The following is an 11,930-nucleotide window of genomic DNA, read 5'->3' on the forward strand; positions in this document are numbered from 1 at the left end:
ACCGATGATTGCAGCAAGACCGATACCGCCTAGACCAAAGACAGCGATAGTATTGCCTTCTTCAACTTTAGCTGTGTTAAGTACCGCACCCATACCTGTAGTTACACCACAACCTAGTAGACAAACTTCTTCAAGTGGCGCTTCTTTGCTGATTTTTGCTAAAGAAATTTCTGGAAGTACAGTGTACTCAGAGAAAGTAGAACAACCCATGTAATGGAAGATTGGCTGACCGTCTTTGTAGAAACGGGTTGTGCCGTCTGGCATTAGGCCTTTACCTTGAGTTTCACGTACTGCCTGACAAAGGTTAGTTTTGCCAGATAGGCAGTATTTACATTTGCCACACTCTGCTGTGTAAAGTGGGATAACGTGGTCGCCAACTTCAACACTTGTTACGCCTTCACCAACCATTTCAACAATACCGCCACCTTCGTGACCAAGGATTGCTGGGAAGATACCTTCTGGATCGTCGCCTGATAATGTGAATGCATCTGTGTGACATACGCCAGTTGCAACGATGCGAACTAATACTTCGCCAGCACGTGGTAGCATTACATCAATTTCTTCAACAGAAAGAGGTTGTTTTGGACCCCATGCGATAGCAGCTTTTGATTTGATAAATTTGTCAGTCATAATCTTTACTCTAATTATATTTATCTCTACTTCATCAAAAGTAGATGAGAATTGGGTTGAAAGGGAAAAGATATTATTTTCTTGCCCCGTTTCGATGGTTGCTATTGTATTTGTTTCTCGAATAATGATAATTACCTAAAAGTGCAAATTACTTTTACATGTATGTAATAATAAATGGTGTAAGCGCCATTTTGGCGTTCGATCACGTTATCAATAGGTGTTTAGAATGTTTCTATGGGAAGGGGTAACAGAGTTTGTTGCCGTAGCAGAAACGGAAAGTTTTACTGCTGCATCAAAACGACTCGGTATTTCTACTGCACAAGTTAGTCGTCAAGTTAGTGCGTTAGAGAATCGACTCAATACTAAATTATTTTACCGTACTACCCGTAAGGTCTCATTAACAGAAGAAGGCAATGTTTATTATCAACATTGTCGTCAAGTGTTAGATGGCCTAGAAGATGCGGAACGAGCGATCAGTAATTTACGTGGTAAGCCACAAGGGTTGATTAAATTAACTGCGCCAGTAACGTACGGTGAAAAGTATATTATGCCGTTAGTTAATGATTTTATGTTGCAGTATCCTGAAGTGGAAGTTGCGATTGATATGACTAACCGTCAAGTTGATTTGGTGGAAGGTAGTTTCGATCTCGCGATTCGTTTAGGACGCTTAACCAGTTCATCAATGATGGCTAAGCGTTTAACTAGCCGTACAATGTATGTTTGTGCATCGCCTGCCTACTTACAAAAGTTTGGTATTCCACACTCATTATCTGAACTGCGTCAACATAATTGCTTGATTGGTAACTATGACCATTGGCGTTTTCAGGAATCAGGTAAAGAGAAAAGTATTCGTGTTAGCGGTACCCTTAACTGTAATAGCGGTTATGGTTTACGGGATGCAGTGATTAAAGGTATCGGTTTGGCGCAGTTACCTGACTATTATATTGATAAAGATTTAGAATCGGGTGCTATCGTGCCTATTTTGACTAATTACCAAGAACCTGATGAAGGTATTTGGGCGATTTATCCACATAATCGTCATTTATCACCTAAAGTGAGAATGCTGGTGGATTATCTTGCTGAGCAATTACCGCATATTTGTCATTATGATTTGTAAGTATTTAACTGATGCCAAATAAAAACCAAGAAACGTTATCTTCAGCGCCTGCTGATGCTGTATTTATGCGTCGTGCAATGGAATTGGCGGCGCAAGCAGAAGCTGAAGGTGAGGTACCTGTTGGAGCGGTAGTGGTTCATAATGGTGTGATTGTTGGTGAAGGTTGGAATCGCTCAATTGGTCATCATGATGCTACAGCACATGCTGAAATGATGGCGTTACGCCAAGCCGGACAAGCACTTCAAAACTATCGCCTTATTGATACTACTTTATATGTGACGTTAGAACCGTGCCCAATGTGTGCTGGGGCGATAGTACATAGCCGAGTCGGTAAAGTGGTATTTGGTGCTCACGATGCAAAAACAGGCGCAGCAGGCAGTACCATGAACTTGCTAAGTTATGAAGGGGTTAATCATCATGTTCTGTTTGAAGGTGATGTCCTTGCAAGTGAGTGTCGTGCTCAGCTACAAGCCTTTTTTAAGCGTCGTCGAGCAGAGAAAAAAGCCGCTAAGCTTGCAGCAAAACAATCATCAAATGATGTTTGAGATTGAGTTAGACTAAAGAAAATCGGCTCGGTAGTTATTTTCAAACATTTAAATAATACCGAGCTTGTTATATTAGAGGGTTGGACTACTGTGCTCTGTGGTGGCTGTCAGAATACAACTGCGTTGACGCCACAGAATTTTTTTACGCACATTACTGCTTAGGCGTTTACGGCGCGTCGCCGCTGAAGTGATGCGTTTGGCGATATGTTGAGTTTTTGATTTTAATTTGGTTAATTTCATGGATCCATCCATAGAGTTGATATCACGGTGTAACAACCAGTTTGCGAATAAACCTCGCAGTCACCGTTAGCAATGTCATTATTTAATGCTGTTAATTTCATTATGCATAACATTGCATTTATTGGTAGCAATCTTTAGCTGTTAATGATCAAAGGTTGATCAAACTCCCATTGCGTAAAAAATCAGACGATTACTCTAAATAGTGGCCATGCCATAGGTGGGTTCCTATGGCTATTTTATGGCTGGTGATTACCGTTATAATTATGGCGTTACCTGTAGCGATGACGTTGATGGTGACGCTGTCGGTGCCAATAGTGTTGGTGGCGTATTGATGGTTTGTAGACCATCAATAATTTTTAGATGCTCATTTTCATACTTACCGCTGTGAGCGCGCTCATAGCCAATAATACTTTGATAATAACGCCGAATACCTTCGACGTAATTTAACGCTTCATCACCTCTCGCGTAGCCATAGCGTGATTGAGTGTAATATTTACGTTGTCCTAATAATGGTAGTCGTTGTTTAACATCGGCCCAAGTATTGGGATTGTCCCCCTGTGACTTAGTCAGCCGACGTGCATCCATTAAGTGACCAAAGCCGACATTATAAGAGGCGAGTGCAAACCACACTTTTTCATGTTCTTCAATACTATCAGGCACACGTGCAATCATCTTACGCAGGTATTCACTGCCACCACGAATGCTTTGTTCTGGATCTAAACGATTGGTGACACCCACAGATTCTGCTGTTGGCAGGGTTAACATCATCATGCCTCGAACGCCGGTTGGTGATACTGCTTGCGGATTCCAATGTGATTCTTGGTAAGATAGTGCCGCTAATAAACGCCAATCAAAGCCATTAGCATATTGTTTAAATAACGCCTCCCATTGCGGCAGTGTGTTGTTCAATGCACGTAAAAACGCACGGGTATCAACATAATCAAATTGGTCGATATGGCCAAAATATTTCTCTTCCAATTGTGCCATGGTGCCGTTTTGTTTCAATTGCCCAAAAAACTCAATGATAAGCGCATATAAACTATCGTTGCTGCTTTGCTTAACAAACCAACTTACAGGCTCATCTTGAGTTAATTCAAGTGCTACAGCGATATCTGGATGGATACGTTGTAATAGTGCCACATCAACAGAATCAGCCACGGTATAATCGAGATCACCGTTGGCGACTTTAATTAATAGATCGTTAATGTCTGATTCTGGCATTGATTTCCATTGCAGTGTTGGGTGAGTTTTACGAATCAGCTCTAGTTTTTGTTCATGGCTTGATCCACTGACAACGGCTAAACGACCATTATTTTTTGCCAGCTCAGTGAGATCTCTAGGGCGACGTTGGCCTTTTTTATACACCACAATTTGGCTAGCGTAGTAATAAGCTGGCGCTGGATGAAAACCTTGCAAGCGATCTGGTGTTACTGCAAGTCCAGCAGCAATAATATCAATATCGCCACGCTCTAAGGCTGGAAATAATTCTGATAAAGTAAACATGGCGGTGATTTCAAGTTTAACCCCCAGCTTTTTAGCAAAATTTTGTGCGAGTTCATAATCCAACCCAGTTGGACCTTCGGCACCAATATAGTAGGACAGTTGGTTATTTAACGTTCCCACCCGTAATACGCCACTTTTGCGGATTTTTTCAAGACTAGTGGTTTTGTTTTCTTGCCACTGGCAGCCGTTAGTTAGCAATATTAATAATAAAATGCTCATCATACGACGTAGTAGAGTGAAGAATTGAATATTTATCAACTAAGCTGACCTACAGTAAAAATTAACGGCTATTTATATCAAACCCTTTTAATTGCGCAAAGTTGAACTGTTAAGTTGATGATCATAATTTAGATATTGGAATAGTTAAGCGGACATTACACTATTTTATGGTTAAAAAATGACCCAAAAAAAACAGAAATAGAGATTTTTTTGATATTTTTAGAAAGATTGAAAAAAAAACACGCAAACGGTTGCGTCAAGTGTTACGTCACAAAAAAAATTCCCTTATACTAGGCACTCATTAACCGCTGCGTAATAGTGAAGCAGGACACAATGATGTATTAGGTGTTATTGAAATAAGTTTCTAGATGATGAAATTTACCTCAATACCACTTTTTTTAACCTGCTAATCGAGAGACCTTTGCACATGGAAATTTTGCGTGGTTCACCCGCTTTGTCTGAGTTTCGCGTTAATAAGTTACTTGAGCGTTGTCATGAGTTAGATCTGCCAATTACCAGTATTTATGCTGAGTTTGCACATTTTGCTGATGTAGCGACAATGTTAACAGCTGATGAACAAGCTAAACTAACAAGTCTACTCACATACGGCCCAACGATTGCAGAGCACGAACCTAAAGGTTTATTGCTACTTGTTACTCCTCGTCCTGGCACCATTTCTCCTTGGTCTTCAAAATCGACTGATATTGCTCGTAATTGTGGTTTAACCACCATTAAACGCCTTGAGCGTGGCACTGCTTATTATGTTGAATCATCATCGCCATTAACAGCACCACAATTGAGTGAGTTAAAAGCATTACTTCATGACCGCATGATTGAAGTGGTGGTAGATAATGTTGAGGCAGCAGCAGCGTTATTTATTCAAGCTCAACCAGCGGCAGTTAAAAGTGTTGATATTTTAACTGGCGGACGCCAAGCATTAGAGCAAGCGAACCTCAGTTTAGGTCTTGCTTTAGCGGAAGATGAAATTGATTACTTGGTTGAAAATTTTACTAAGCTCGGTCGTAACCCTAACGACATTGAATTAATGATGTTTGCTCAAGCGAACTCGGAGCATTGTCGCCACAAGATTTTTAATGCTGATTGGACTATCGATGGTGTCGATCAGCCAAAATCATTATTTAAAATGATTAAAAATACCTATGAGCATAACCATGAGCATGTGTTGTCGGCTTACAAAGACAATGCTGCGGTAATGGAAGGCTCTCATGTGGGGCGTTTCTTCCCAGATCCACAATCTCGTCAATACACTTATCATCAAGAAGATAATCATATTTTGATGAAAGTGGAAACCCATAACCACCCAACAGCAATTTCACCGTGGCCGGGCGCAGCGACAGGATCTGGTGGTGAGATTCGTGATGAAGGCGCAACCGGTATTGGCGGCAAACCTAAAGCCGGTTTAGTTGGCTTTACGGTATCTAACTTACGCGTTCCTGGTTTTGAACAGCCGTGGGAAACCGATTTTGGTAAGCCAGATCGTATTGTTACCGCGTTAGATATTATGCTTGATGGCCCATTAGGTGGCGCCGCATTTAATAATGAATTTGGCCGTCCTAACCTATTAGGTTATTTCCGTACTTACGAAGAAAAAGTCACTTCTCACGCTGGTGAAGAAATCCGTGGTTATCATAAGCCAATCATGATTGCTGGTGGTATGGGTAATATTCGTGCCGATCATGTCCAGAAGAAAGAGATCCCTGTTGGTGCTAAGTTAATTGTACTTGGTGGTCCGGCAATGAACATCGGTCTCGGTGGCGGTGCTGCATCATCAATGGCATCTGGTCAATCAGCAGAAGATTTAGATTTCGCTTCAGTACAGCGTGAAAACCCAGAAATGGAACGTCGTTGTCAGGAAGTGATTGATGGTTGTTGGCAGATGGGCGATGACAACCCGATTGCCTTTATTCACGATGTAGGCGCGGGTGGTATTTCGAATGCCTTACCTGAGTTAGTTAATGATGGTGAGCGTGGCGGTAAATTCCAGTTACGTGATGTGCCAAATGATGAACCAGGTATGAGTCCGCTTGAGATTTGGTGTAATGAATCACAAGAGCGTTATGTTCTCGCTATTGCTCCTGAAAACATGGCAACATTTGATGCGATTTGTCAGCGTGAACGAGCCCCTTACGCGGTAGTTGGTGAAGCAACCGCTGAGCGTCATTTAACCCTTGAAGATAGTCATTTCGATAACACCCCGATTGATATGCCAATGGATATTCTATTGGGTAAAGCGCCGAAAATGCACCGTGAGGCACAAACATTAACAGTGGTTGGGCAACCGCTTGATCGTAGCGACATTACTATTGAAGCCGCCACGCAACGTGTTTTACGTCTGCCAGCAGTCGCTGAAAAGACTTTTTTAATCACCATTGGTGATCGTAGTGTGACCGGACTGGTTGCGCGTGATCAAATGGTGGGTCCTTGGCAGGTACCTGTAGCTAACTGTGCGGTAACAGCTGCGAGTTATGATAGTTACCACGGCGAAGCAATGTCGATGGGTGAGCGTACGCCTGTTGCACTGCTTAACTTTGGCGCTTCTGCGCGTTTAGCGGTTGGTGAAGCGATCACCAATATTGCAGGTACTGATATCGGCGATATGAAGCGGATTAATTTATCGGCTAACTGGATGTCACCAGCAGGTCATCCTGGCGAAGATGCCGGTCTATATGAAGCAGTAAAAGCCATTGGTGAAGAGTTATGTCCTGCATTAGGATTAACTATCCCTGTGGGTAAAGACTCAATGTCGATGAAGACTAAGTGGCAACAGAATGGTGAAGAAAAACAAGTAACGTCACCATTGTCATTAGTGATCACCGCTTTTGGTCGTGTTGAAGATGTCCGTAAAACTGTGACACCGCAATTACGTACCGATAAAGGCGAATCTAGCTTAATCTTGGTCGATCTTGGTTGCGGTCAAAACCGTTTGGGTGCGACTGCATTAGCACAAGTTTATAAGCAATTAGGTGATAAAGCCGCTGATGTTGATAGCCCTGAGTTATTAAAAGGCTTCTTCTATGCAATGCAAACCTTAGTACGTGATGAGAAGCTATTAGCTTATCATGATCGTGGTGATGGTGGTTTGTATGTCACTTTAACTGAGATGGCTTTTGCAGGTCACACTGGTATTGAAGTTGATATTAATACTACCGCAACCGATGGATGTGATGACGCATTAGCAGCACTGTTTAGTGAAGAACTGGGTGCTGTGATTCAGGTGCGCAGTGACGATGTTGACGTTGTTCAATCTGTACTGGCTGCAAATGGTTTAGCAGCATGCAGTCACATCATTGGTACAGTGATTGAAGAAGATATTGTACGTATTTGGAATGGCAATGATTTAGTGCTTGAACAAAACCGCACTGAATTACGTGCAATCTGGGCTGAAACCACTTATCAAATGCAAGCTATGCGTGATAATCCAGCCGGAGCATTACAAGAATTTGAAGCTAAGAAAGATACCCAAGATCCAGGCTTACATACCAAGTTAACATTTGATATTGATGATGATGTTGCAGCACCATTTATTGCACCAGCGATTAATTTTGGTGCCAAACCGCAAATGGCAATTTTACGTGAGCAAGGTGTTAACTCTCACGTTGAAATGGCGGCTGCGTTTGACCGTGCTGGCTTTGAAGCTAAAGATGTTCATATGAGTGATATTCTTAGCGGTAAGATACAACTTGATGGCTTTAATGGCTTAGTTGCTTGTGGTGGCTTCTCTTATGGTGATGTATTAGGTGCGGGTGAAGGCTGGGCAAAATCAGTATTATTTAACAATATTGCCCGTGACCAATTTGCTGCATTCTTTACTCGCCCAGATACGTTGGCGTTAGGTGTATGTAATGGTTGTCAGATGATGTCTAACCTACATGAGCTGATTCCAGGTGCTGATTTATGGCCGCGTTTTGTGCGTAACGAATCAGAGCGTTTTGAAGCGCGCTTTAGTTTGGTTGAAGTACAAAAGAGTGACTCATTGTTCTTTAATGAAATGGCAGGCTCACGGATGCCAATTGCGGTTTCACATGGCGAAGGTCGAGTTGAAGTACGTAATGCTGAGCATTTGACAGCGATTGAGCAGTCAGGAACGATTGCGCTACGTTACCTTGATAACTATGGCAATATCACTCAAAACTACCCAGCTAACCCTAATGGTTCGCCAAACGGTATTACTGGATTAACCACTCAAGATGGCCGTGTCACCATTATGATGCCGCACCCAGAGCGAGTATTCCGTACTGTCGCTAATTCTTGGCACCCAGATGATTGGAGCGAAAATAGCCCTTGGATGCGTATGTTCCGTAACGCACGGGTTAATCTCGGTTAAAAATCATTTAGTTAACATAAAAAGCTGCCAATTTTGGCGGCTTTTTTTATAGTGTCATCACGGTAATTATAAAATAAATATGAAGTTGACATTGATCACATTAACCTTGAAAAAACATTGGGATAATTAATAGAACTAATAAGTAAAAATGACCACGGTGTCGTTACAAGGATGAAACAATAATGGGATTGGATATTCCCAGCAATTACCGCCTCATTGGTGCGACGAAGTTACTCGCCGTATTAGTGGTGATCGGTCTGATTCAACATATTGAGACGTTGGTGAATGCGTTAAGGTACGATTTATTTGGCATGGTGCCTGTGATTGTTACTTTATTCGTTTTAACCTCTGGCGTGGTTGCTTGTGTTGGCTTATTTAGAGGTGAAAAGTGGGGGTTTATACCTCTTTATTTCTATATTCCAGCAGCGACATTATTTCTTCAATTTAGCCTAATTCCTTTCATTCCTAGTTTTTTTCCTGCTAAATATCATGATATTGCTATTATGATAATCAATGGCTTGGTATTACTGTATTCCGTGTTGCTGCTTTTGCGGCGCATGGAGACTAATTACATTCAAGAATATTAAATGTGATTAAATTACTGCATTAAATCTGTGATAATAACCTTAATTTAATCAAGTCGGTGATTGGTATTACGATCCCGAACTTCTGCTCAGCAAAGGATGATGACAATGAAAAAAATTGAAGCCATTATTAAGCCGTTTAAACTTGATGATGTTCGTGAAGCGTTAGCTGAAGTGGGTATCACGGGTATGACAGTGTCAGAAGTCAAAGGATTTGGTCGTCAAAAAGGCCATACAGAGCTTTATCGTGGTGCTGAATACATGGTTGATTTTTTACCTAAAGTGAAAATCGAAATTGTAGTCACTGATGACGTTGCCGAGCAATGCATTGAAACCATTGTTGAGACTGCACAAACGGGTAAGATTGGCGATGGTAAAATCTTTATGTTTGATATTGAGCGTGTGGTACGTATTCGTACTGGCGAAGAAGATGAAGATGCAATTTAAACGATGATGGTGGCTTATAACCAACATTGAATCAGGGGCTGCGATGACGCAGCCTCTTTTTTTAAATTATTTTTTAGGTTGAATCGTCGCGCTATAGCGCTCAGGTTTGTAATTAATTGCCAATACCATATTGATCATAATCACACCTACAATCGACAGTATTAATAACTTCGGACTGATAAACAGACAAGAGGTAATTAAAATCATGCTATCAATCACGAGTTGAATTTTGCCAGCAGAAATTCCAAATTTATGCTGTAAAAACAGCACCAGAACATTGAAGCCACCAAGGCTAGTACGATGCCGAAAAAGGATCAACATACCGACTCCCAGTAATAAGCCGCCAAATACTGCGGCAAAAACAGGGTTAAGTACCTCAATGGTGATAAAGTGCGGTAAAGCATTAACCATAACGGAAACTAAGCCACCACAAAAAATACTGCTAAGTGCAAACCGTTTACCTAGTTGAAACCACGCCATTAAATAAAATGGGCAATTGAGAATAAAATACAAGCCCCCTAATGAAATCGGTACAAAGTGACTGACTAACAAAGCTAACCCCGCAGTTCCGCCTGTTAATAAATGGCTTTGTTGCAGTAAAAAAAGCCCCACTGCGGCAAATAATGTTCCGGTAAAAATAGCAATAACGTTTTCATAGCTTGGGTGTTTATTTATGTGCACATTATCCTCCTTGTTGTGAGTGACTATGGTAAAAGGATTAAAGTGCAAGCAATAGTCTCGGTGTTAAATTAGTGGTTATCATGCGTATTAAATTATTTACGTTGATGTAAACAGATTGGAGTGATGAGTTGCTACGGCAAAAATAACAGCGATGTAAAAAATGGCATTTAAATTTAAGCTAAACAATTTATATACTCAATAAAACAGCATTTAGGACTTTCTGATTTAGATCAATTTATGTAAGATAGTCAGCAGATAAAAAGTAAAACGAAAACGTTTGCGTCCACGTGACGTCTAGGTTTGTGGTTTTTCGTTTTTTACTTAAAATAGGATAAAACTTAGCTGAGTCAGGAGATACAGATGTTAAAGCGCGATATGAACATTGCTGATTATGATGCGGAACTATTTGCAGCTATTCAGGAAGAAACAGCCCGTCAGGAAGAACACATCGAGTTGATTGCTTCTGAAAACTACACTAGTCCGCGTGTAATGGAAGCACAAGGTTCTCAGCTGACAAATAAATATGCTGAAGGTTACCCTGGTAAGCGTTACTACGGTGGTTGTGAGTTTGTTGATAAAGCTGAACAACTTGCTATTGATCGTGCTTGTCAGTTATTTGGTGCCGAGTACGCAAACGTTCAGCCGCACTCAGGCTCTCAAGCAAATAATGCAGTTTACATGGCGTTATTGAATGCTGGCGATACAGTATTAGGCATGAGCTTGGCACATGGTGGTCACTTAACTCACGGCTCACCAGTAAACTTCTCTGGCAAGTTATACAACATCATTCCTTACGGTATTGATGAAAGTGGTCAAATTGATTACCAAGAAATGGAAGCATTGGCGTTAGAGCATAAACCAAAAATGATTATTGGTGGTTTCTCTGCGTATTCTCAAGTTGTTGACTGGGCAAAAATGCGTGAAATAGCTGATAAAGTAGGCGCATATTTATTCGTTGATATGGCTCACGTAGCAGGTTTGATTGCCGCTGGTGTTTATCCAAACCCAGTACCTCATGCGCATGTAGTTACTACCACTACCCATAAAACATTGGCTGGCCCTCGTGGTGGTTTGATTCTATCAAATGAAGGTGAAGATCTTTATAAAAAGCTGAACTCTGCAGTATTCCCTGGTGGTCAAGGTGGTCCATTAATGCATGTTATCGCAGCGAAAGCGGTAGCATTTAAAGAAGCCATGGAGCCTGAGTTTAAAGTTTACCAAGCGAATGTGGTTGTAAACGCTAAAGCTATGGTTGAAGAGTTTATCAAGCGTGGTTATAAGATCGTTTCTGGTAGCACTGAAAACCACTTATTCCTAGTCGACTTAATCGATAAAGGTATTACTGGTAAAGAAGCGGATGCAGCACTGGGTGCAGCGAATATTACCGTTAATAAAAACAGTGTCCCGAATGATCCACGTAGCCCGTTTGTAACCTCTGGTATTCGTGTTGGTACACCGTCTATTACTCGCCGTGGTTTTAATGCCGATGATGCACGTCAATTAGCTGGTTGGATGTGTGATGTATTGGATAACGTTAATGATATTGCTGTGATTGAAGCGACCAAAGTGAAAGTGCTTGAAATTTGTAAGCGTCTTCCTGTCTACGCATAATTAAGTAG

The 11,930-nt window shown here is 41.3% G+C and carries 10 protein-coding genes; 6 read left to right on the top strand and 4 right to left on the bottom strand.

What is annotated here, in order from left to right:
- On the bottom strand, positions 1-630 hold a 630-nt coding region (locus BTN98_RS01555; RefSeq protein ID WP_167390197.1), incomplete at its 3' end, for an alcohol dehydrogenase catalytic domain-containing protein.
- 226 nt (positions 631-856) lie between these two features.
- Here BTN98_RS01555 and BTN98_RS01560 point away from each other — a divergent pair.
- Together BTN98_RS01560 and tadA are read left to right on the top strand one after the other, a co-directional pair.
- Complete coding sequence (locus tag BTN98_RS01560; protein WP_060999446.1) at positions 857-1,747, top strand: LysR substrate-binding domain-containing protein; 891 nt, start codon at positions 857-859, stop codon at positions 1,745-1,747.
- An 11-nt stretch (positions 1,748-1,758) separates the two neighbouring features.
- Positions 1,759-2,292, top strand: coding sequence for a tRNA adenosine(34) deaminase TadA (tadA, locus tag BTN98_RS01565; RefSeq protein WP_060999447.1), 534 nt, complete (start codon positions 1,759-1,761; stop codon positions 2,290-2,292).
- 72 nt (positions 2,293-2,364) lie between these two features.
- Here tadA and BTN98_RS20230 read toward each other — a convergent pair whose 3' ends face one another.
- Positions 2,365-2,532 carry a hypothetical protein gene (locus tag BTN98_RS20230; RefSeq protein ID WP_174545300.1) on the bottom strand — a complete coding sequence of 56 codons (168 nt, stop codon included), beginning with the start codon at positions 2,530-2,532 and terminating at the stop codon, positions 2,365-2,367.
- Positions 2,533-2,793: 261 nt separating this feature from the next.
- Entirely contained in the window at positions 2,794-4,257 is a 1,464-nt protein-coding gene (mltF, locus tag BTN98_RS01570; protein WP_174545301.1) for a membrane-bound lytic murein transglycosylase MltF, read from the bottom strand.
- A gap of 424 nt (positions 4,258-4,681) precedes the next feature.
- Here mltF and purL point away from each other — a divergent pair, with 424 nt between their 5' ends.
- From purL to glnB, 3 genes are all read left to right on the top strand, one after another.
- Positions 4,682-8,599 carry a phosphoribosylformylglycinamidine synthase gene (purL, locus tag BTN98_RS01575; protein ID WP_060999451.1) on the top strand — a complete coding sequence of 1,306 codons (3,918 nt, stop codon included), beginning with the start codon at positions 4,682-4,684 and terminating at the stop codon, positions 8,597-8,599.
- A gap of 182 nt (positions 8,600-8,781) precedes the next feature.
- A complete protein-coding gene (locus BTN98_RS01580; protein WP_060999452.1) occupies positions 8,782-9,186 on the top strand; it encodes a hypothetical protein in 405 nt (134 codons plus the stop codon).
- 105 nt (positions 9,187-9,291) lie between these two features.
- Complete coding sequence (gene glnB, locus BTN98_RS01585; RefSeq protein ID WP_060999454.1) at positions 9,292-9,630, top strand: nitrogen regulatory protein P-II; 339 nt, start codon at positions 9,292-9,294, stop codon at positions 9,628-9,630.
- Between the two features lie 66 nt (positions 9,631-9,696).
- Here the strand turns inward: glnB and BTN98_RS01590 are convergent, their stop codons facing one another.
- Positions 9,697-10,305 carry a YitT family protein gene (locus tag BTN98_RS01590; RefSeq protein ID WP_060999563.1) on the bottom strand — a complete coding sequence of 203 codons (609 nt, stop codon included), beginning with the start codon at positions 10,303-10,305 and terminating at the stop codon, positions 9,697-9,699.
- 366 nt (positions 10,306-10,671) lie between these two features.
- Here BTN98_RS01590 and glyA point away from each other — a divergent pair, with 366 nt between their 5' ends.
- Positions 10,672-11,922, top strand: coding sequence for a serine hydroxymethyltransferase (gene glyA / locus BTN98_RS01595; RefSeq protein WP_060999457.1), 1,251 nt, complete (start codon positions 10,672-10,674; stop codon positions 11,920-11,922).
- The last annotated feature ends 8 nt before the right edge of the window (positions 11,923-11,930 follow it).

Origin of the sequence: Photobacterium aquimaris (assembly GCF_002954455.1) — a bacterium.
GTDB classification, from domain to species: domain Bacteria; phylum Pseudomonadota; class Gammaproteobacteria; order Enterobacterales; family Vibrionaceae; genus Photobacterium; species Photobacterium aquimaris.

What these genes read in the sequence shown, in the direction of transcription:
- BTN98_RS01560 (WP_060999446.1), top strand. Translation starts at nt 857, where the DNA reads ATGTTTCTATGGGAAGGGGTAACAGAGTTTGTTGCCGTAGCAGAAACG.
- glyA (WP_060999457.1), top strand. Translation starts at nt 10,672, where the DNA reads ATGTTAAAGCGCGATATGAACATTGCTGATTATGATGCGGAACTATTT.
- BTN98_RS01580 (WP_060999452.1), top strand. Translation starts at nt 8,782, where the DNA reads ATGGGATTGGATATTCCCAGCAATTACCGCCTCATTGGTGCGACGAAG.
- BTN98_RS20230 (WP_174545300.1), bottom strand. Translation starts at nt 2,532, where the DNA reads ATGAAATTAACCAAATTAAAATCAAAAACTCAACATATCGCCAAACGC.
- mltF (WP_174545301.1), bottom strand. Translation starts at nt 4,257, where the DNA reads ATGATGAGCATTTTATTATTAATATTGCTAACTAACGGCTGCCAGTGG.
- tadA (WP_060999447.1), top strand. Translation starts at nt 1,759, where the DNA reads ATGCCAAATAAAAACCAAGAAACGTTATCTTCAGCGCCTGCTGATGCT.
- purL (WP_060999451.1), top strand. Translation starts at nt 4,682, where the DNA reads ATGGAAATTTTGCGTGGTTCACCCGCTTTGTCTGAGTTTCGCGTTAAT.
- glnB (WP_060999454.1), top strand. Translation starts at nt 9,292, where the DNA reads ATGAAAAAAATTGAAGCCATTATTAAGCCGTTTAAACTTGATGATGTT.